The sequence below is a fragment of the Actinoplanes sp. KI2 genome (assembly GCF_025630775.1).
GTDB lineage: Bacteria > Actinomycetota > Actinomycetes > Mycobacteriales > Micromonosporaceae > Actinoplanes.
Genome location: NZ_JAOSZE010000029.1, coordinates 25001 through 46026 on the forward strand (window position 1 = coordinate 25001; position 21026 = coordinate 46026).

The 21026-nt window shown below is 71.7% G+C and carries 18 protein-coding genes and 1 pseudogene; 14 read left to right on the forward strand and 5 right to left on the reverse strand.

Annotated elements, in window-relative coordinates; all coding sequences use genetic code 11:
• Positions 1-44: 44 nt before the first annotated feature.
• Positions 45-1523: a benzoyl-CoA 2,3-epoxidase subunit BoxB gene (gene boxB / locus ODJ79_RS28715; protein WP_263026719.1), complete on the forward strand. Its 1479-nt coding sequence runs from the start codon at positions 45-47 to the stop codon at positions 1521-1523.
• A 161-nt stretch (positions 1524-1684) separates the two neighbouring features.
• Here boxB and ODJ79_RS28720 read toward each other — a convergent pair whose 3' ends face one another.
• Complete coding sequence (locus tag ODJ79_RS28720; RefSeq protein WP_263026720.1) at positions 1685-2503, reverse strand: PaaX family transcriptional regulator C-terminal domain-containing protein; 819 nt, start codon at positions 2501-2503, stop codon at positions 1685-1687.
• A gap of 72 nt (positions 2504-2575) precedes the next feature.
• Between ODJ79_RS28720 and boxC the strand changes: the two genes are divergently transcribed.
• The 6 genes and pseudogenes from boxC to ODJ79_RS28750 all read left to right on the forward strand — a co-directional run bounded on the left by boxC (position 2576) and on the right by ODJ79_RS28750 (position 9113).
• Positions 2576-4231: a 2,3-epoxybenzoyl-CoA dihydrolase gene (gene boxC / locus ODJ79_RS28725; RefSeq protein WP_263026721.1), complete on the forward strand. Its 1656-nt coding sequence runs from the start codon at positions 2576-2578 to the stop codon at positions 4229-4231.
• 1 nt (position 4232) lies between these two features.
• Positions 4233-5314 (forward strand): annotated as a pseudogene (locus tag ODJ79_RS28730) (AMP-binding protein); the annotation flags it as partial.
• An 84-nt stretch (positions 5315-5398) separates the two neighbouring features.
• Positions 5399-5791 (forward strand): AMP-binding enzyme, encoded by a 393-nt coding sequence (locus ODJ79_RS47230; protein WP_411267379.1) that lies wholly within the window; start codon positions 5399-5401, stop codon positions 5789-5791.
• On the forward strand, positions 5788-6645 hold the full coding sequence (locus tag ODJ79_RS28740; RefSeq protein WP_263026722.1) for an amidohydrolase family protein: 858 nt from the start codon (positions 5788-5790) through the stop codon (positions 6643-6645). Before ODJ79_RS47230 ends, ODJ79_RS28740 begins: the two co-directional genes overlap by 4 nt.
• A 34-nt stretch (positions 6646-6679) precedes the next feature.
• A complete protein-coding gene (locus ODJ79_RS28745; protein ID WP_263026723.1) occupies positions 6680-7531 on the forward strand; it encodes an aldo/keto reductase in 852 nt (283 codons plus the stop codon).
• A 34-nt stretch (positions 7532-7565) separates the two neighbouring features.
• Entirely contained in the window at positions 7566-9113 is a 1548-nt protein-coding gene (locus ODJ79_RS28750) for a phospholipase D-like domain-containing protein (protein WP_263026724.1), read from the forward strand.
• Between the two features lie 8 nt (positions 9114-9121).
• Here ODJ79_RS28750 and ODJ79_RS28755 read toward each other — a convergent pair whose 3' ends face one another.
• Positions 9122-10030, reverse strand: coding sequence for a TIGR03619 family F420-dependent LLM class oxidoreductase (locus ODJ79_RS28755; protein WP_263026725.1), 909 nt, complete (start codon positions 10028-10030; stop codon positions 9122-9124).
• Between the two features lie 239 nt (positions 10031-10269).
• On the opposite strand from ODJ79_RS28755, the gene ODJ79_RS28760 reads away from it, so the two are divergent.
• The 3 genes from ODJ79_RS28760 to ODJ79_RS28770 are packed head-to-tail and all read left to right on the forward strand — an operon-like array spanning position 10270 to position 12514.
• Entirely contained in the window at positions 10270-10575 is a 306-nt protein-coding gene (locus tag ODJ79_RS28760; protein WP_263026726.1) for a type VII secretion target, read from the forward strand.
• Complete coding sequence (locus ODJ79_RS28765; protein ID WP_263026727.1) at positions 10572-12143, forward strand: hypothetical protein; 1572 nt, start codon at positions 10572-10574, stop codon at positions 12141-12143. Before ODJ79_RS28760 ends, ODJ79_RS28765 begins: the two co-directional genes overlap by 4 nt.
• On the forward strand, positions 12143-12514 hold the full coding sequence (locus ODJ79_RS28770) for a hypothetical protein (protein ID WP_263026728.1): 372 nt from the start codon (positions 12143-12145) through the stop codon (positions 12512-12514). Before ODJ79_RS28765 ends, ODJ79_RS28770 begins: the two co-directional genes overlap by 1 nt.
• Here the strand turns inward: ODJ79_RS28770 and ODJ79_RS28775 are convergent.
• Positions 12501-12947 carry a hypothetical protein gene (locus ODJ79_RS28775; protein ID WP_263026729.1) on the reverse strand — a complete coding sequence of 149 codons (447 nt, stop codon included), beginning with the start codon at positions 12945-12947 and terminating at the stop codon, positions 12501-12503. The two genes, ODJ79_RS28770 and ODJ79_RS28775, sit on opposite strands and share 14 nt — an antisense overlap.
• 75 nt (positions 12948-13022) lie before the next feature.
• Between ODJ79_RS28775 and ODJ79_RS28780 the strand changes: the two genes are divergently transcribed.
• The 3 genes from ODJ79_RS28780 (at position 13023) to ODJ79_RS28790 (ending at position 16243) form a co-directional block, all read left to right on the forward strand.
• The gene (locus ODJ79_RS28780; RefSeq protein ID WP_263026730.1) at positions 13023-13232 is read left to right on the forward strand and encodes a dodecin; all 210 of its coding nucleotides are present in this window, start codon (positions 13023-13025) and stop codon (positions 13230-13232) included.
• A 63-nt stretch (positions 13233-13295) separates the two neighbouring features.
• Positions 13296-13949, forward strand: a complete 654-nt coding sequence (locus tag ODJ79_RS28785; protein ID WP_263026731.1) for an HAD family hydrolase — start codon at positions 13296-13298, stop codon at positions 13947-13949.
• A 1469-nt stretch (positions 13950-15418) separates the two neighbouring features.
• Positions 15419-16243 (forward strand): slipin family protein, encoded by an 825-nt coding sequence (locus ODJ79_RS28790; RefSeq protein WP_263026732.1) that lies wholly within the window; start codon positions 15419-15421, stop codon positions 16241-16243.
• A 21-nt stretch (positions 16244-16264) separates the two neighbouring features.
• Here the strand turns inward: ODJ79_RS28790 and ODJ79_RS28795 are convergent, their stop codons facing one another.
• Together ODJ79_RS28795 and ODJ79_RS28800 are read right to left on the reverse strand one after the other, a co-directional pair.
• On the reverse strand, positions 16265-17098 hold the full coding sequence (locus ODJ79_RS28795) for an EamA family transporter (RefSeq protein ID WP_263026733.1): 834 nt from the start codon (positions 17096-17098) through the stop codon (positions 16265-16267).
• A gap of 294 nt (positions 17099-17392) precedes the next feature.
• Positions 17393-19603 (reverse strand): putative bifunctional diguanylate cyclase/phosphodiesterase, encoded by a 2211-nt coding sequence (locus ODJ79_RS28800; RefSeq protein WP_263026734.1) that lies wholly within the window; start codon positions 19601-19603, stop codon positions 17393-17395.
• 189 nt (positions 19604-19792) lie between these two features.
• On the opposite strand from ODJ79_RS28800, the gene ODJ79_RS28805 reads away from it, so the two are divergent.
• Positions 19793-20956, forward strand: a complete 1164-nt coding sequence (locus tag ODJ79_RS28805; protein WP_263026735.1) for an LCP family protein — start codon at positions 19793-19795, stop codon at positions 20954-20956.
• Positions 20957-21026: the final 70 nt, after the last annotated feature.

Below are 21026 nucleotides of genomic sequence, written 5' to 3' on the forward strand. Positions count from 1 at the left end.
ACCGCTGTAGTATTTGCTGGACTCCGGAGGACGGGAGAGCAGCCATGAGCACGGACGAGCGCACCGGCCCGGCGCCGGCCCCGACCGGCCCGCTGAGCAGGATCGACTACTCCGAGCGGATCCCGAACAACGTCGACCTCGCCGGTGACCGGCGGCTGCAGCGGGCCCTGGAAGGCTGGCAGCCGAAGTTCCTGGACTGGTGGAAGCAGCTCGGCCCGGCCCTGCCCACCAAGGACGTCTATCTGCGGACGGCGATCGCGGTCGGCCGCGACGGCTGGGCGCACTTCGCGCACGTGCCGATGGAGCAGTACCGGTGGGGCATCTTCCTGGCCGAGCGCGACCCCGACCGGGTGGTCACCTTCGGCAAGCACAAGGGCGAGCCGGCCTGGCAGGAGGTGCCCGGCGAGCACCGCGCCGCGCTGCTGCGGCTGATCGTCGTGCAGGGCGACACCGAGCCCGCCTCGGTCGAGCAGCAGCGGGTCCTGGGCAACACCGCGCCGAGCATCTACGACCTGCGCAACCTGTTCCAGGTCAACGTCGAGGAGGGCCGGCACCTGTGGGCGATGGTCTACCTGCTGCACGCGTACTTCGGCCGGGAGGGCCGCGAGGAGGCCGAGCAGCTGCTCAAGCGCAACTCCGGCGACCTCGACGCGCCCCGGATCCTCGGCGCCTTCAACGAGGCCACCACCGACTGGCTGCAGTTCTTCATGTTCACCTACTTCACCGACCGGGACGGGAAGTACCAGCTGGGCACGCTGAAGGAGTCGGCGTTCGACCCCCTCGCCCGCACCTGCCAGTTCATGCTCAAGGAAGAGGCGCACCACATGTTCGTCGGCGTCACCGGCGTGCAGCGGACGGTGGAGCGCACCGCGCAGCTGATGGCCGCACACCGGACCAAAGACATCCTTGCGTACGGGGGGATCCCGCTCGACATCATCCAGAAGTACCTGAACTTCCAGTACTCGGTGTCGATGGACCTGTTCGGCTCGGAGCAGTCGACCAACGCCGGCAACTACTACAGCGCCGGGCTCAAGGGCCGCTGGATGGAGACCCGCCGCAAGGACGACCACGTGCTGATCGACGCCACCCGGCAGATGACCTACGTGGACGGCGGCGAGCTGCGCACCCGCACCGTCCCGCTGCTCAGCGCCCTCAACCTCGACCTGCGCGACGAGTACGCCGCGGACTGCGCCGCCGGCGTCAAGCGGTGGAACCAGGTGCTCGAGGCGGCCGGCGTGACCGAGCGGCTGATCCTGCCGCACGAGGGGTTCAACCGGAAGGTCGGCGCCTACGCGGGCCACCACGTGTCGCCGGCCGGTGAGGTGCTCGACGACGAGGCCTGGCACGCGCGGGTGGACGGCTGGCTGCCCGGCGACGCCGATCGGGCCGCGGTCGCCTCGCTGATGGTGCCCGAGTACGAGTACGGCAGGTTCGCCGGCTGGATCGCCCCGCCCCGGACCGGCATCAACGACCAGCCGGTCGAGTTCGACTACGTGCACCTGCTGGAAGAAGGCCTCGTGTAGGGCCTGTCCTGCCGGTCACGAGGGGCTGCGGCGTGGCCCAGGCGGCGCCTGACGGCGTCCGCGAAGCGGCCACATCCAACACCGGGATGCGACCGCTTCGCGGCCGACGCCAGCCACCACCTGGACCTCGCCTCGCTCCCGCGTGACCGGCAGGACAGGCCCTAGGTGCGCGCCGCCGCTGCGGCGTCCATCCGCTCCCACTCGGCCTGCGCCCGGCGGTGCCAGCGGTTGCGCCGGTCGTGGAAGACCGCGGCCGCGGCCGGACCGGGCCAGTCGTGGTCGAGCAGCTCGGCCGGCAGGTCCGGGTCGCGGAACGGGAACCGGCGCCACTCCTGGATCAGCAGCACCTGCCGCACGAACGCCTCCCGGTCGGTCTCCGCGGTCAACGCCTGGAAGCGGTCCACGAACTCCTGATACCGCTTCTCGACGTCGTCCAGGTCCCAGGCGGCCCGGATCACCTTGGCCGGGTCGCCGATCGTGGCCGAGTGACCGATCCAGGCGAACGCCCGGTCGTCGAGCCCGAGCTCGGCGACCACCTCGCGGACCGCGGCCTGTTTCGACGCGTCCGGCACCACCCACACGCCGGGCGCGGGGGAGCCGAGCCCGGCCCAGGTCAGCTTCGTGCGCAGCCGGTGCCGCAGCTGGCGCCGGCTCTCCGGCACGCCCACGGTCAGCACCAGCCACCGCCCGTCCCACCGGTGCGGCTCGCGCATGAACCCGTAGATGCGCTGCGTGCCCTCCTCCAGCAGCCGCGCGCCGTCGGCGGTGAGGGCCCACCGCACCCGGCGACCCTGCCGCTCGGACGTCAGCAGCCCGTCGGCGGCGGTCCGGGCCAGCGCCTGCCGGGCCGACTTGGGCTCGATGCCGAGCGCGCCCAGCGCCTCGACGAGGGTGCCGGTCCAGACCTGGCCGCCGCGCGGGTGCACGAACTCGCCCAGCACGGTCAGCAGCAGGGACGGCGCGGCGGCCTGCTCGGGCAATGGGCCCCTCCCGGAACGAAGACGTTCTACAACTGCTTGACGATACCAATGAGGTACGTCGACTATTGCGGGGTGGGTACGACTGTGGACTTCGCCACCGGCCCGGACCGGTACCGGCACTGGCGTGTCTCCTACGACGGGCCGGTCGCCACCGTGACCCTCGCGGTCGACGAGCAGGGCGGGCTGGTGCCCGGCTACGAGCTGAAGATGAACAGCTACGACCTCGGCGTCGACATCGAGCTGTACGACATCGCGCAGCGGCTGCGGTTCGAGCACCCCGAGGTGCGGGCCGTCGTGGTCACCGGCGGCCTGGAGCGGATGTTCTGCGCGGGCGCCAACATCCGGATGCTGGCCGCATCGTCGCACGCCTGGAAGGTGAACTTCTGCAAGTTCACCAACGAGACCCGCAACGGCATCGAGGACGCGACCGAGCACTCCGGCCAGACGTGGATCGCCGCGCTCAACGGCACGGCGGCCGGCGGCGGCTACGAGATCGCCCTGGCCTGCGACCAGATCGTGCTGGTCGACGACGGCGCGTCCACCGTCTCGCTGCCCGAGGTGCCGCTGCTGGGCGTGCTGCCCGGCACCGGCGGGCTGACCCGGGTGGTCGACAAGCGGCACGTGCGCAAGGACCGCGCCGACCTGTTCGCCACCAAGGCCGAGGGCTTCCGCGGCGCCACCGCCGTCGAGTGGGGCCTGGTCGACGCCACCGTCCCGCGCACCGCCTGGGACCGGGAGATCCGCCGCCGCGCCTCGCTCGCGGCCGAGGCGTCGTCCCGGCCGCGAGCGCGGACCGGCGTGCCATTGACCCCGCTCGAGCGCACTCGCCAAGGCAACACCATCATTTACCCGTACGTGTCGGCCGCGATCGACCGCGACCGGCGACAGGTCGACATCACGATCGAGGCCCCGTCCGCGGCACCGCCGGCCGACCCGGTCGAGCAGGGCCCCGGCTACTGGCCGCTCGCCCTGACCCGCGCGCTCGACGACCTGATCCTGCACCTGCGCACCAACGAGCCCGAGCTGGGCACCTGGGTGATCCGGGCGACCGGCGACCCCGAGGTGGTCCTCGCGTACGACGAGCAACTGCGCGCGCTGCGGGCGGACTGGTTCGTCAACGAGGTCGTCCACTTCTACAAGCGGACCCTCAAGCGGCTCGACGTGACCAGCCGCAGCCTCATCGCCGTCATCGACCCCGGCACCGCCTTCGCCGGCCTGCTGCTCGAGCTCGCCCTGGCCGCCGACCGGCAGTACATGCTCGACGGCGTCTACGAGGACGCCGACCCGGAGGCCGCCCCGGCCACGATCCGGCTCACCCGGTCGAACGACGGCCTGTTCCCGATGGGCAACGGGCTGAGCCGGCTCGCCTCCCGGTTCTGGGGCCACGACGACCGGCTCGCCGCCGCCCTCGGGCACGCCGGCGAGCCGCTCGAGGCGAAGGACGCCGACCAGCTGGGCCTGGTCACCCTCGCGCTCGACGACCTCGACTTCGCCGAGGAGCTGCGGCTGGCGCTGGAGGAACGCGCCTCGCTCTCGCCGGACGCGCTGACCGGGATGGAGGCCAACCACCGGTTCGCCGGCCCGGAGACGGTGGAGACCAAGATCTTCGGGCGGCTCGCCGCGTGGCAGAACTGGATCTTCGTACGGCCGAACGCGTCCGGGCCGGACGGTGCGCTACGCCGCTACGGCACCGGCCGGACCGGCGACTACGACCGGAAGCGGGTGTGACATGGGCGGTGCGCAGTTCAATGCCGGCGGGTGGCTGACCCGCCGGCACGTCGACAACGGCGACGGCGACCGGATCGCCGTCCGGGCCCCGCGGACGCTGACCTACGCCGAGCTGACCGAGGAGGTCGAGATTGCGGCGGCGGCGTTCCGGGCGCTCGGGTTGCGCCGCGACGACCGCATCGTCTTCCTCGCCGGCGACGACCTCCCGATGTTCGCCGGTATCCTCGGCGCGTTCACGGCCGGGTTCGTCGCCGTGCCGATCAACACGATGCTCGGGCCGGCCGAGCTGGGCGAGATCGTGGCCGACTCGGGCGCCGCCGTGCTGGTCGCCGGCGAGGCGTTCCGGGCGCAGGCCGAGCGGGCCGCGGCGGCCGCACCGGAGCTGCGTCATCTCGTCTGCGACGGCCCGGCGCCGCTGGCCGGCGACGGTGTCACCAGCCGGACCTGGGACGAGCTGACCGAGCTCGGGCGGCAGCAACCGGCCGCCCTGCGCGAGCCGGCCGGTACCGGCGAGGACGACTGGGCCCTGTGGCTCTACACGTCGGGCACCACCGGCAAGCCCAAGGGCGCGATGCACCGGCACGCCAACATCCGGCACGTCTGCCGGACGTACGCGAGCAGGGTTTTGGGAATCGGCCCGGACGACTCGTGCTTCTCGGTGGCGAAGCTGTTCTTCGCCTACGGCATCGGCAACTCGATGTTCTTCCCGCTCGCGGTCGGCGCGAGCGTGGTGCTCGAACCCCGGCGGCCCACCCCGGCGCTGGTCGGCGAGGTGCTCGACGCCCGGCGGCCCAGCCTGTTCTTCGCCGTGCCCACCTTCTACGCGGCCCTGCCAACAGCGACCTGCCCAAGGACGCCTTCGACTCGGTGCGACTCGGCGTCTCCGCCGGCGAGCCGCTGCCCGCCGCGCTGCTGCGGCGGTTCACCGACCGGTTCGGCGTCGACATCATCGACGGCATCGGCTCCACCGAGGCGCTGCACATCTTCATGTCCAACCGGCCCGGCGACATCCGGCCCGGCACCACCGGCGTCGCGGTGCCGGGCTACGCCATCGAGCTGCGCGACCTCGACGGCAACCCGGTCGCCGACGGCGAACCCGGCTCGCTGTACGTCCGCGGCGAGTCCATCGCGCTCGGCTACTGGCGCCGCGTCGCCGCGAGCCGCACCGTGTTCGCCGGGGAGTGGCTGAGCACCGGCGACACCTACCTGCGCACGCCGACCGGCCACTACACCTGCCTGGGCCGCAGCAACGACCTGCTCAAGGCGGGCGGCATCTGGGTCTCGCCGGCCGAGGTCGAGGCCCGGCTGCTGGAGCATCCCGCGGTCGCCGAGGCGGCCGTGGTCGGGCTGCCCGACGCCGACGGCATCGACAAGCCGGTCGCCGCGGTCGTGGCCCGCGACGCGGTGACCGAGGACGAGCTGATCCGCTGGTGCCGCGACGGCCTCGCGGCGTTCAAACGGCCGCGGCAGGTCGTCTTCGTCGGCGAGCTGCCGAAGACGGCGACCGGCAAGATGCAGCGGTACCGGGTGCGCGAGCTGGTCGCGGGGCTCGCCTCGTGATCGACGGGATGACGCTGGTCGACGCGCACGTGCACGTCCCGGTGCTGGGCACGGTCAAGCCGGCCTGGCTCGACTGGGCGCGCCGGTTCGGCCCTGCCGGGCTGCTTTCGGACGTCTGGGATGCCGGCGGTGTGCCGCGGCCGGCCCGGCTCGACGAGCTGTTCGCGGCGCAGGGCGTGGACCATGCGGTGCTGTTCTGCGAATACAGCCCCAAGGCGACCGGGATCCAGAGCTTTGACGACCTGCTGCCGATCGTCTCGCACAACCCCGTGCGGTTCCGGCCGATGGGCAACGTGAACCCGCACCTGCATCATCCGATCGCGGACGAGCTGCGCCGCCAGCTCGACCTGGGCGCGGCCGGGCTCAAGCTGCACCCGGTGCACGGCGGTTTCCGCTGCGACGACCCCGCCCTCTACCCGGCGTACCAGGTGCTGGAGGAGCGCCGGGCGCCGCTGGTGGTGCACTGCGGGACCAGCACGTTTCCCGGCTCGGCCAACGAGAACGCCGACCCGCGGTTCCTGCTGCCGGTGATCCGCACCTTCCCCGGGCTGAACGTGATCCTGGCGCACGGCGGCCGCGGCTGGTGGTACGACGCGGTCGCCTTCCTCGCGCTCACCTACGACACCGTCTGGATCGAACTGTCCGGGCTGCCGCCGAAACGCCTGCCCGAGTACTACGCCCGCTTCGACCTCTCCCGGCTGGCCCGCCGCTGGATCTTCGGCACCGACTGGCCGGGCGTGCCGGGCGTCGACGTCAACGCCCGCGCGGTGGCCGGCCTCCTCCCGGCCGATGTCGCCCCGATGGTGCTCGGGGTCACCGCCCGGCGCCTGTACGCGGGCGTAGGTTCGGGGTGAGTGCAGAGATTGGCGAAGCAGAGGAGCCGGAACGTTGAGCACACCACAAGCGGCCGCCGCGGGCACCATCGACGTCGGGGGTGATCTCACCGTCAACCGCCTCGGGTTCGGCGCGATGCGGATCACCGGGGAGTACATCCTGGGCGAGCCCAAGGACCGTGAGGAGGCCAAGCGGGTCCTGCGCCGGGCGGTCGAGCTCGGGGTGAACTTCATCGACACCGCCGACTCGTACGGGCCGGACGTCAGCGAGATCCTGATCGCCGAGGCGCTCCACCCGTACCCGGACGACCTGGTCATCGCCACCAAGGGCGGCCTGCTGCGGCCCGGACCGGGCCCGTGGCCGGCGGACGGCCGGCCCGAGCACCTGCGCGAGGTGCTCGACGGCAGCCTGCGCAAGCTCAGGCTGGAGCAGATCCCGCTCTACCAGTTCCACCGGCCCGACCCGAAGGTGCCGTTCGAGGACTCGATCGGCGCGCTGGTCGAGGCGAAGGAGCAGGGCAAGATCCGGCACATCGGCCTCTCCAACGTGACCGAGGAGCAGCTGCGGGTCGCCCAGCGACTCACACCGATCGTGTCGATCCAGAACCGCTACAACGTGGACGACCGCAACTCCGAGTCGCTGGTCGACCTGTGCGAGCAGGAGCGGATCGTGTTCCTGCCGTGGGCGCCGATCTCCAACCTGGAGGGCAACCCGGCCGTGCAGCAGGCCGCCGAGAAGCGTGGCGTCACGGCGTACCAGATCGTCCTGGCCTGGCTCCTGGCCCGCTCGCCGTCGATCCTGCCGATCCCGGGCACCGGCTCGGTCGCACACCTGGAGGAGAACGTCGCCGCCGCCGAGCTGGAGCTGACCCCGGCCGAGGTCGCCGCGATCAGCGGTCTCGACTGACCGTCGCGCCGCCGACCGGCGATAGAGTCCGAGCATGGCCTCGCTCGAAGATCTTGACGATCTGGTGGCTCGGTACCTGTCGCCGGCGGTCGCGTCGCATCGCGAGAACTCGTCGGTGGAGTTCGTCGTCGACGGCCGGCACTGGATGCGGCGGATGCGCGAGCTGCTCACCTCGCTGCGGCCGGGCGACGCGGCGTACATCTGCGGTCTGCAGCTGGAACCGGACATGGACCTGAGCGGGCGGACCGCGGGGCAGCCCGGCTATGAGCCGCTCGGCGCGCTGCTGACCGGGCTCGCGTGCGACGGGGTGGACGTCCGGGTGATCCTGGCCGGCGCCGTGGTGAGCAGCAGCATCGCGCGCCCGACGATCGGCCCGTTTCATCAGAACGTCACCTCGGCGCACCGGCTGCGACACTGGCGCCGGGACTGCGACCGGCGCAGCGCGCGGCCGCCGCTGCACAACCGGGTGGCGCTCGACTGGTCCGGCTCCGGCATCGGCTCCAACCACCAGAAGGTCACCCTGATCCGGCGCGGCACCGAGATCACCGCCTGCGTCGGCGGCCTCGACTACGCCGCCAACCGCGTCGACGAGACGCCGCACCGCCGGCTGACCGTGAAGGGCGGCCGCTGGGGCTGGCACGACGCCGGCGCGATCATCAAGGGTCCGGCCGCCGCCGACGTCTGGCGGGTGCTGCGGATGCGCTGGACCGGCGTGATCAACCTGCCCCGCAAGCGGTACTTCTGGCCGACCGTCAAGGGCCTGCCGCTGCTCAACCCCGGCGACATGCCCGGCGAGATCCCCTCGCCCCCGCCGCAGACCGCGCAGCCGGCGACCGGCTCGGCCTGCCAGATCCTGCGGTCGGTCGGGCCGTGGTACATCGACTCGCTGCTGCCCTGGGAGCGGCGGCACTACAGCGACGTGGCGCCGGGCGGCGTACAGGAGATCTATCTGACCCTGGTGCAGGCGATCAACGCCGCCCGCCGCTACGTGTACATCGAGGACCAGTACTTCCGCGAGTACCCCGGCGGCGACCACCGCTTCGAGCTGTACCCGCACCTGCGCGCGGCGGCCGCCCGCGGGGTGAAGGTGATCCTGGTCGGCTCCGGCTCCCGCGACCCGGCCGAGTCCTCGCCGCTGATCAACGGCACCGTGAACGCCGACCTCCAGCGGAAGATCATCGACCCGCTGCCGCAGCACCTGCGCCGCAACGTCGGCCTCTGGCGGGTCGAGCACCTCACCGTGCACACCAAGATCGTGATCGTGGACGACCAGTTCGCCGCCGTCGGCTCGGCCAACTTCTTCAGCCGCTCGATGGTCGGCGTGGACACCGAGCTGACCGCGGCGCTGGTCACCCTCGGCGACGAGGTGCGCGATCTGCGGGTACGGCTGTGGGCCGAGCACCTGCGCACCCCGATCGGCGAGGAGCTGCGCAAACACCTGGACGACCTGGACCTGGCGATCGGCATCTTCCGCCCGGAGTGGCTGCCGCCGTCGGCGCCCGCCGGGTCGTGGCGGACGCCCGGGCTCCCGGAGGGCTTCGACCCGCTCGAGTCGGTGCTGACCCTGGTCGGGCCGCCGTAGGGTTTTCCTTACCCGACCCGGCTTCGGAGGTCGGCCATCAGGCGCAGGTGACTGTCGATGCCGTCCGGGGCGGTGTTGTAGAACAGCACGTGGTCGACGCCGGCCTCGCCGAGCCGCTTCAGGTCGTCGGCGATCTCGCCGGGGGAGCCGCCCAGCAGCGGCCGGCCCTCGCCGAGCGCGTTGCCGACGATCGGCACGTTCGCGCGGACGATGACCGGCAACGACGCGGCGTCCCGGCCCAGCTCGGCGGCGGCCGTCCGGAACGTGTCGACGGCGGCGGCCACCTGCTCGTACGAGAAAGCATTGGGGTTGATCCCGTCGGCGATGCGCGCGGCGCGCCGGATGCCGGGCTCACCGTTGGTGCCCACGATGATCGGCACGTGGCTCTGGACCGGTTTGGGGTTCAGCTCGGATGCCTCGATCTCGTAGAACCGCCCGTGGTACTCGACCGGGTCGGGCCCCCAGCAGGCCCGCATCGCGGCCACGTGCTCGTCGAAGCCGGCGCCGCGGCGCTTGAGCGGCACGTTCACGGTGGCGAACTCCTGCGGCATCCAGCCCTGCCCGATCCCGGCGATCACCCGGCCGCCGCTGAGCTGGTCGAGCGTCGCGAACCGCCGGGCGAGCACGACCGGAGCGTGGAACAGCGCGTCGACGATGCTGGTGCCCAGCCGGATCCGCTCGGTGAGGGCGGCGACGAAGGAGAGGGTCTCGAGCGGCTCGTACGTCTCGCGGTAGTCGGCCGGGAGGCGCTGGAGCTCGCCGTCCGGGCCGGGCAGGATCTTGGCGAGCGGGCGCAGGAGGCGCTCGTATGTCCAGAGGGCGGCGTACTCGAGGCGCTCGGCCTCCTGGGCGACCCGCTTGATGTTGGCTACGGACGCAAGCGCCCCCGATGTCGGCAGTGCGACCCCTAGTTCCATACCACTGTGGATATCAGACCGATTTGCCCGATGGCAGCGGGATCGGGCCGTGAGCCTCGTGACACCTCGCCCGCCGGGGGCGAGGCGCCGGGGCGGGCCACCGGGGCGGGCCACCGGGGCGGGCCACCGGGGCGGGCCACCGGGGCGAGGTGAATTGCCTAGCCTCCTAGGAAGCCGTCGCCGCTGTGACGGGACCGGCAACGCTACGATCCTGGGCACTACGTCGACGGGGGGCATGGATGACGGTGCAGGTCAGATCGGACGAGTTGCGGGCGGCGGCGCGGCAACTGCGGGACCGGGCCGCCGAGCAGCTTCGCAAGGCCGCGCTGCAGATCCAGGTGCCCGAGAAGCGGTACGGCGTCGAGCAGGCCTTCGACACGTACACGACGGCCGCCGCGTATCGCGCGTACGCCTCGGCGATGGAGCAGGAGCTCCGCATCCTGGAGGAGGCCGCCCGCCAACTGGCCGACGCCCTCGAGCAGACCGCGAACGACTACGACGCCTCGGACCGGCGGTCGGCTCGGCGGGTCGCGGGGCAGCCGTGAGCGACGACAACATCGAGCGGCTGCGGCACGAGCAGAAGAACATCCACGCCGCGTACGGGATGTGGGGCACCGACGAGCTGGCCGCCGGCTGTGCCGCGGGCGCGGCGGTCGGCGGCTTCGGCGGCGACTCCGGCACGGTCCACGACATCGCGGCGAACGTCGGCAAGACGCACGAGATCGCGATGCAGGCGTGGCATGCCGTCCAGGACGTCCTGCGGATGAACGTCGGCGAGAGCTGGGTCGGTGACACGCACGTCGCGGCCGCCCAGGCGGTGACCGCGCTGTTCACCGACATCCACCACCTGACCGCGCCGATGGAGCAGATGCCCGACCACCTCCGGCGCTACGCCGAGTGCCTGGAGCGGGCGAGACCGGCCGACGCCGAGTGCATCGACCAGCTGAACGACGTCGCCGGCCAGGCCGGGAAGATGACGGCCTGGGGCTTCCTGCCGGACCTGTCCGAGTACGACAGCCGGCGGATGGCCGAGCTGCACGCCGTCGCCATGCAGGCGATCGACGGGCGGGTCGGCACGCACGAGGGCGTGCGGGACGCCGGGCGGCAGCTCGCCTCGCTCCTCGGCGACCAGGCGGCCGGCCTGCGCGCCCGGCGGCTGCGGGGCTCGCCGATGAGCGCGCTCGACGACGTGGTGCTGGCCGAGGCGGGCAACAGCGTTGCCACCGCCGACAACGGCATCCTCACCCCGGCCGAGGAGGATCGTGCGGCCGCGGCGCTGAGCGGGCTCGGCGACGCCGACCGGCAGGCGATGATGAGCCTGCTGGCCGGCGCGGCCTCGCCGGAGCAGCGCGCGTACCTGCTGAAGGCGCTGGCCGCCGGGTACTCGCTCGACGACGTGACCAGGTTCGACTCGATGATCGCAGCGCACGGCGACGACCCGGCCTGGCTGGCCCAGCACCTGAACCCGCTGGCCATGGACTCCTCCGGCCGGGGCGTCTGGTACAACCACCAGCCGAACAACTTCGAGGGCCAGGACTGGACGCAGGGCCCGCACCCGACCTGCGTGGCCTCGTCGACGGTGGCCGCCCGCGCGGCGGTCGACCCGCTGTACGCGCTGGAGCTGACCACCGGCGGCCACCCCGGCGACCCGGCCTTCGACAACGGCGACGCGTTCGCGAAACGGCTGCTCGCCGAGCAGACCTCGGTGTACGACAACGGCCGCGACTGGATGGACAAGCTGCCGCTGGTGGGCATCGACGGGATGAGCGACGACCAGTCGACCACGATCGCGAACGAGCAGATCGGCGCGCACACCGGCGCGTCGTACGCGAACGTCGACATGGCCGACGCGGACGCCCGGTCCGGCACGATTCCGCAGATCGAGAAGGCGGTCGACGACGGCTACCCGGTGCCGATCTCGACGCGAGGCGGCGGCGAGGGCCACCAGATGATGATCATCGGGCATGCCGGCGACCAGCTCGAGATCTACAACCCGTGGGGTTACACCTACTGGGTCAGCGAGGATTCGTTCGGCCGTGGGGACATCGCCGAGGGCACCCCAGGCCTGCCCGGCACGCCGGTGTCGGTGCGCCTGCCGCAGGGGGTGAAGTGATGCACATCCGTACGGATGACGAGGCGATCGGCTTCGACGTGGCGGCGCTGCTGGCCGGGGGCCGGTTCACCGAGGCGCTGGTGCCGGCCGCGCTGCAGGCGGACCGGGCCGGCGTGATCCCGCGCTCGCTCACCTTCCTGGCCGAGATCGTGCGCCGGGGCGGGGTCGCGTACGCGGCGGAGCTGGCCGAGCCGCTGCCCACGCCCGAGCAGACCGAGCTGGTGCGGCCCTGGCTGCAGCAGCTCGGGGGACTTCCGCAGGCCGGCGGTGTTGCGCCGGTCGGGGGTCTTCCGCAGGTCGATGAGCGGCTTGCCCGGTGGCTGGACGGGGTGGCCACGATCATCGAGGCGCGCCGGCTCACGTCACGGTGATCGTCCAGGTCACGCTGCGCGAGGCTGCCTGGGATGCCGGGCTGCTGCAGCCCTGGAAGCAGTTGGACAGGGTGACCTTCGCCGTGCCGGTGGCGGTCGCGTCGTACGTGAAGAAGGTTGTGCCCTGCCCGCCGCCGAGCAGCGGATCGCGCACCCGGTCGAGCAGCGCCTTGTGCCGGGTGCGTTTGCCCTGGTCGCCGAGCAGACCGTCCGGGGCGACCTGCGCGGTCCAGAAGTCGCCGACCGAGGCGCCGCGGTCGGGCACCGCGAGGGAGAACCGGTCGCCCTTGCCGACCGTGACGCTGGTCTGCGACTCGCTGTACACCGTGCCGTAGACCCGATGCCGGTAGACCACGACACCGCCCCAGGTCAGCGCGCCGAGCACCACGACGATGACAACAAGCCACACGGCGACCTTCGCGAATCTGCCCACGTCCAGGAACAATATCGATCACCTGCCAGCCACGGATCGAGCGACAGGCCCGCGCCGGTCTGGTTGAGTGGGGACATGAGCAATCACGTGTACCGGCTGACCGAGGTCGTGGGAAGCAGCTCCACCAGCGTCGACGACGCGATCCGCACCGCCGTTCGCAAGGCGGCCCAAACCGTACGCAATATCGAATGGTTCGAAGCGCAGGAGGTCCGCGGCCAGGTGGTCGACGGGAACGTCGCGTACTTCCAGGTCCGCGTGAAGATCGGATTCCGCGTCGAGGACTGATCGGCCTCGACGACCCGGGTTCGGTGAGCGTCCGCCGTCGCCGCTTCGCCCTACGCTCGCCTCATGATCCGAGCAGTGATCGTTGACTTCGACGACACCCTGTGCCTGACCGAGGAGGCCTCCTTCGCCCTCGAAAACGAAGTGCTGATCCAGATGGGCCGCGAGCCTATGCCGCGCGCGCTGCACCTCGCGACCTGGGGCTTGCCCTTGCCGGAGGCCATGCCGTACCGCTCGCCGGGCCTGGACTTGGATCAGTTCGCCGCCCTGTTCCCGGCCATGAACCAGCGTTACCTGGCCGACGGCAAACTGGACGTGATCCCGCCCGAGAACCTGGCGGCCCTGGACCACCTGCTCCACGAGGGCCGCACCATCATGCTGCTGACCTCCCGAGCCGAGGCGGAGATACGCCACCTCCTGGCGCCCGGCCATGCCCTGGCCGCCCGGGTGACCGGCGCCTACCACCGCAACAACACCCGCTTCACCAAGCCCGACCCGCGCGTCTTCGACGAACTCCTGACGGAAACCGGCCTAAACCCGTCCCAGTGCGTCTATATCGGCGACTCACCGGGCGACGCCGTGGCAGCGGGCGGCGCCGGCATCCACTTCATCGCCTGCTTGCAGAGCGGTGTCCGCCGCCTGGACGAATTCGACCCACGCTATGTCACCGCCGCGGTGGACTCCTTCCCACAAATACCCCCGGTGATCGCCGCACTATAACCTTTGCCGCGTCCCTGATCCGGCCCGTGACAGACCCGCAAAACAGCGCGAAAAATGGAGCGGGGAATAGAGCGTAAAATAGCACCGCACGGCCTCGAATCCGGCAACGAACGACCCAGGACGTAATTGGCGATCCCGTCGAAGAATTGCCACGTAAGCCCGGCGCCGCCTGCGGATCCTGGCCGCCGCCCGGGCGTCCGGGTCGAGAGGGCCGCGCGCCCGGGCCAGGCACTCGCCTCTGCGCGGGGTGCGGTGTCTGCGCTGGGGTCGCGGCCCCCTCCTGCGCGGGGTGCGGTGTCTGCGCTGGGGTCGCGGCCCCCTCCTGCGCGGGGTGCGGTGTCTGGGCTGGGCTTGCGGCTTGCTCCTGCGCGGGGTGCGGTGTCTGCGCTGGGCTTGCGGCTCGCTTGTGCGCGGTGTGCGGCGTCTGCACCTGCGCGGGGCTCGCCACGCGTCCGCTTGCGAGGTGCTGTGGCTGGCGCGTCGAGGTGACCGGTGCGGGACTCGGTGGCGGCTGCTTCGTCGGGGCTGGTGGCTGGACGTCTGGGTGGGCTCGCTCGGCCATGCTCTGCGCTGCTGCGGCGGCGGCTGCACGCTCGCGGCGCGCCCGCCACAGTTTGATTGCGTGCCGCTGCTGGAGGCCCCAATCGCGGTGTCGGGCATGCTCCTGGCGAAACCGCTCAGCCTCCGGAGAATAGCGGCGCGACTTGGTGCGATCGCGCATTTCGGCGACTTGAGTCCTGGAGAATAGCCCTAGCTGTCCCACCCCAAAATTGTCCCACCGAAAATGAGCCAGCGGTAAGCCCGGGCCGCCTCTGGATCATGCCAACCTTCGCCTCGGAAATCGGCTTCCGGCCCGAGTCAACGATTCTCGCTGCCGCAAAGAAATGTCCGGAAGAGATGATTTCTCGCCCACCGTGACGGGCGGCAGGAAGGGCGAGCGGGCAGGTGTCGGGCCATGGGTAGCGGGGTCGGGGTCGACGGCACAGAGCGACGGGCGGCGGAAGGGCGAGCGGGCAGGCAGCGGGGTCGGGGCCGACGGCACAGAGCGACGGGCGGCGGAAGGGCGAGCGGGCAGGCAGCGGGGTCGGGGCCGACGGCACAGAGCGACGGGCGGCGGAAGGGCGAGCGGGCAGGCAGCTGGGTCGGGGCCAACGGCATAGGGCGACGGGCGGCAGGAAGGGCGAGCGGGCAGGTGTCGGGCCATGGGTAGCGGGGTTGGGGCGACGGGCGAGCGGCCAGGTAGCGGGGCTGGGCCGACGGCATGGGAGGGCCAGCGCGTCGATATTGCGTTGTGCCCCGAGACGGCCCTTGGGATTCTGATCACGGCCCCGGCGGCTTCAGAAGTACGCGCTTCCGCAGCGGATGCATTGGCGATCCAACCACGCTGATCCGCTGCCTTCTCAGCGACCGATCCTTCACATCGGATCCGCTCCGGGGCCACCCGAAGCAATAGCAACCTGAGGTGAACCATGTCCAAGACCAACAGCTACGAGGTGATCGTTCACAGCGGTTTCCGCGGCCTGCGCTACTCCGACGGCCGCTTCGACCAGGTGCTCGAGCCGGGTCGGTACGAGCTGCCCAAGCGGCGCTTCCCCGGCCGCCGGCAGCCGCGCGTCGCCATCGTCCCGATCGACGTCCGGGAGCGGGAGCTCAACATCAAGGGTCAGGAGATCCTCACGGCCGACAAGGTGGCCGTGCGGGTCAACATTGTCACGCACTTCCGCGTGGTCGACCCGAAGGCCGCGGTCGAGCGGGTCGCCGACTACGGCGACCGCATCTACAGCGACGTGCAGCTGGCCGCTCGGCGTTCGCTGGCGTCGATGACGCTCGAGGCCATTCTGACCAACCGCAACCAGCTCAGCGAGGATATCCTGCGCGACGTCGAGACGGTGTCGGCCGGCTACGGCGTGCAGATCATCCGGGCCGACGTGAAGGACCTGGTGTTCCCGGGCAACCTTCAGGAGATCATGAACCGGGTGCTGACCGCGCAGCGGGTCGCCGAGGCGCAGATGGTGGAGGCCCGCACCCGGGCCGAGCGGGAGACGCTGGAGGCGACCTCGAAGGCCGAGTCGACGCGCCGCGCCGCCGAGGCCGACGCCGAGGCGAAGCGGATCCGCGCCGACGCCGAGGTGGACGCGCTGCGCCGGCTGGCCGCGGCCGCCGAGGCGTACGCGCAGCACCCGGCCCTGCTGCGGCTGCGCGAGCTGGAGACGCTGGGCGCGCTCGGCACGAACGCCGCGGCCCGTCTCTACATCGGCTTCGAGAAGCACGCCGACCGGGTCACCGCGGAGTAAGGGCAACGAGCAGCCCGGGACCTATCTCGCCAGGCAGGCGACGGAGAAGAGAGCGGCTATCACCCCGTACCAATGGAGGGTGTGCAGCCGCTCGCGCAGAAGCGACCGGTTCAGCAGGACCGTGACGGCGGGGTACAACGACGCCACCACCGTCGCCGGGGTGAGGGCCGACGCGGCCGCCGCGATGTAGGCCGCGTCGGCCAGGGCGTCGGTGGTGCCCACCGCCACGATCGGGGCTCGTAGCAGGGTGCGGTCGCAGCGGCCGAGGGCCAGGGCCAGGACCAGCGCGCCCAGGCCCTCGGCGATCCGGGCCGAGGCCAGCGCCCAGAACTCGTCCGCCGCGCCGGCCTCGTGCAGCAGGACGAAGTAGACACCGAGGCCGAGCGCGGCGCCCAGCCCGCACAGGTTCGCCGATCGCGTGGCCCCGCGGGCGGTGACCGGGCCGGGGACCGGCCAGCTGGCCATCGTCACGCCCACCAGGCCGGTCGCTATGCCCAGGCCGGCGACCACGGTCAGCCGGTCGCCGTGCAGCAGTCCCCAGCCGACCGGCACGAGCGCGGCGACCGCGGCGATCGGGGCCACGACCGCCGGTGAGCCGTCCCGCATCGCGCGGTAGAGCAGGCCCATCGACGGCAGCCCGACCACTCCGGCCGCCACGCCCAGCCAGAGCCGCGCGTCCCAGGGCGGCGGTACGCCCCGGAGCGCAGCCACCACCAGGGCCAGCAACATCGCCGCGATTTGCGAGCCGATCAGGACGGTCAGCACCGGCCGGCGGCGGGCCAGCGCCCCCGCGAGGAAGTCGGACGCTCCCCAGGCGGCGGCCGCCCCCGCCGCGATCGTGATCACCCAAGCCATGCTCGTCAGCCGTCGGGGCCGGATGCGCAGGAACTCATGGGGCCGATCATGCCGAGCGCATAGCCGCAGGTCAGTCGCCCGCAGGTGGCTCCTCTTCCGGGGTTGACCCGATCGAGTCTTCCGGGGTTGACCCGATCGAGCGGGTCAGCCTGCTATGCGTGCGCTCCAAGCCGTGTTCATCGTGAAGGTCAGCTGAACCTGCTGCCGGAGGGCGGCAGATTGCCGTACGAATACGAGTTGGACGGCCGACTGCCAGGCGCCGTTCAGCCTGACGCTTCCGCTGACCAGGCCGGCTCAGGCGGCCGCGACCGGCTCCTGGCGCAGCATCGTGTCGATGGCGGCGGCCGGGAGCGGGCGGGCGAAGTGGAAGCCCTGCACGTTGCGGTAGCCGAGCTCGAACAGGCGCTCCGCCTGCTCGGCCGTCTCCACGCCCTCGGCGACCGTGCGCAGGCCCATGGTGCTGGCGATGCCGGTCAGCGCCGTGACGATCGCCTCCTGCTGGGGCGTGCCGCCGAGGCCGTCGACGAACGACTTGTCGACCTTGATGATGTCGACCGGGCAGGTGCGCAGCAGGCCGAGCGACGAATGCCCGGTGCCGAAGTCGTCCAGCGCGATGCTGACCCCCAGGTCGGCCAGCGCCTGGACGGTGGCCAGGGCGCGGCCGCCACCGAAGACGGCGGTCTCGGTGATCTCGATGGTGAGCTGCCCGGCCGGGACGCCGTTGCGGGCGAGCGCGTCGGCGACCACGTCCGGCAGCGCCGGGTCGAGCAGCTGGCGGGCGGACACGTTGACCGCGATCGACCGCAGCGCGTCCGGGCCGTACTCGTGCCGCCAGGCCGCCGCCTGGGCGCACACCGTGTCGATGATCCAGGCGCCGAGCTCGACGATCAGGCCGGTGTCCTCGGCGACCGGGATGAAGTCGGCGGGGGAGATCATCCGGCCGTCCGCCGGGGTCCAACGGACCAGGGATTCGACGCCGGCGAGCCGGCCGTGGGGCAGTTCGACGATCGGCTGGTAGAGCAGCTGGAACTCGCCTGCGGCCAGCCCTCGGCGCAGCTGGGCGGCGATCGTCGCGTGCTGTGTCAGCTGCTGTTCGAGCGAGGCGTCGTAGCGGACCAGCCCGCCGCCGCTGACGGTCATCGCCGCCCGCAGCGCGATCTCGGCCTGCCGGTACCGGTCGCCGTCGCCGTCCGCGATACCGATCGCCACGTCGACCAGCACCTCGCGGCCGCCGGCCTGCAGCGGCTCGGCGTTGGCGGCCAGCAGCCGGTCGAGGAACCCCGGCCCGGCGAGCACGCCGAACTCGTCGCCGCCCAGCCGGGCCACGATCGCGTCGTCGCCGGCGATCCGGGTCAGGCGCTCGGCGTACGCGATGAGCAGCGCGTCCCCGGTCTCGGGTCCCAAGGCGTCGTTGAGGGCGCGGAAGTCCATGAGATCCAGCAGGACGACCGGCCGCCCGTCGCCGCTCGCGGTCGCGAAGAAGCGGCGGTTGACCAGGCCGGTGAGGTCGTCGTGCATGGCGTGGTGCGCGACCGTGGTCAGCAGGGTGGTGTTCTCGGCCAGCGCGATCGCCTGGCGGGCGACCACCAGCAGCAGCAACAGTGCGGTGCCGGCCACCTGGACGACGCTCAGGTGCCCGGTGCGCAGGTAGACGGTGGCCAGCAGCACGCTGGTCAGGCCGGTCGCGACCAGCGGGATCACGGTGCCCCGCCGGTAGCCCGCCGGGATCACCGCCGTGGGCGCCTTGCGGTCGGCGCTGCCCCGGCGCTGCGCATGGGCGGCGAGCGTGCCGAACAGGCCGACGAACGGCAGCACCGCGGCGCTGCCGTTGAGGTACGGCCACGGGCGCAGCACCGACATCAGGATGGTGGACAGCGGCCCGGACAGCCCGATCGGCGCCAGACACCAGAGGCTCGCCCGCGGGACCGGGCTGGCGTGCGCCGCCATGATCTTCACGATCACCACCACGCCGGCGACCGCGATCGCCATCATCGCGATGTTCAGCCACCACGCGGAGGCGCTGACCCCGAACCGGTTGACGAACCAGCCGACGTACTGCGACGCGGCGATGCCCGCCGTGACGGTGACCACCGCGACGTCGAGGACGGCCGTGGTCAGTTGCCGCCAGTTGCTGCCGCTGCCGGGCAGCCGCAGCAGGCCCGAGATCGCGAGCATCGTGCCGATCACGTACAGCAGCAGGGTCCTCGCCCCGATCGGCGGCATGCCGGTGTATGCGGTGGTGCCGACGTCGATGGTCTGGCTGAGCGTGGCCAGGAAGACCGTGCCCATGCCGAGCGCCATCCGGCGCCAGAACCGGCGCAGGGCGCCGTCGGTGAACCCGGCCGCGCTGCGGAAGGCCACGAACGCGAGGCCCGGTCCGAGCGTGCCGGGGATCCAGACCAGCAGCTTCGAGAAGCCGAAGCGGGTGCCGAGGGCGATCAGCAGGACGTCCGCGATCGCCAGCAGCAGGGCGATCGGCGTGAACCAGGCGCGCCAGCGTGCCATCTGCCGCCTCCCCTCGTCATCGCGGTCGCGTCACCCGGGGCAATCGGCAGGCGGAGGGCGAACTTGAATGGTCGGACCCGACGCGGGTGTGCCCCCCGCCACCTGGGTGTCTGCTGTGACATTCGGCCCTGAAGTGGCCCCGGTGACCCGCCCGGCCTACCGTCGAGGTGACGAACCTTAGGGGAACCTTTGCCGAAAGTCGTGGGTGCCGGTCGGCGGCGCAGCCCGGTCTGGGCGCGCTGGCTGATCGGCGTGGGCGCGCTGCTGCTGGTGGTCAGCGGCGGCGCCATCATCGCGACCCGGGTGCTGATCAACTCCGCGACCAACGCGATCCAGCAGCAGAGCCTGCTCGGCGAGGCGCAGGACGCCGACCAGCGGGCGCATGCCCAGATCACCGGCGCGAAGAACATCCTGCTGGTCGGCCTGGACACCCGGCCGAGCTGGGCGAAGACCGGCGAGCTGAGCCGGTCCGACTCGATCATCCTGCTGCACGTCCCGGCCGACCGGTCCGGGGCGTACATGATCTCCCTGCCCCGCGACAGCTACGTGCGGATCCCGGCCTACGACAACGGCGCGCAGCGCTACGCGGGCGGGAAAAACAAGATCAACTCCGCGTTCGCGTACGGGAGTCGGGGGCTGACCGGGGCGGCAGCCGAGTCGCACGGCTTCGAGCTGCTCGCCCTGACGGTGAAGAACCTGACCGGCATCACCCCGGACGCCGCCGCGATCATCGACTTCTCCGGGTTCACCAAGGTCCTGCAGGTGCTCGGCAAGGTCTGCATGTACGTCGACGAGAACGTCACCTCGATTCACATCGGGCACACCGCCGACGGCAAGCCGGCCGTACCGTACAAGACCGACTCGGCCGGCGCGAACCCGCGCAAGGTCCCCGGCGTCACCCCGAACTTCTACCCCAAGGGCAATCACTGCTTCACGCCGACCGAGGCGCTCGACTACGCCCGGCAGCGTGACCTGCTGGCCAACCACGACTCCGACTACGGCCGGCAGCGCCACCAGCAGCAGCTGCTCAAGGCGATCCTGAAGCAGACCGTGCACGAGGGCCTGACCTCGCCGACCAAGCTGCCCGGCCTGCTCACCGCGATCGGCAAGACGATGACCGTGGACTCCGGCGGCATCTCGCTGGAGGACTGGGCGTTCGCGATGAAGGGCATCGACCCCGACCAGATCACCACGCTGAAGACCAACGGCGGCAAGTTCAACAGCCGCAGCGTCCCCGGCATCGGCGACGTCGAGATCCTCGACGCGACGAGCATGGCCATGCTCCGCGCGGCGAAGGACGACGACCTGGCCGCCTTCGTCGCCGCGCACCCCACCTGGGTCGCCTCCAGCTGAGCCGCTTTCGGCCGGCGCTGGTCAGCGCATGTCACGTGCGGCCTCGCCGGATCCTGGCCATCGCCGGCCC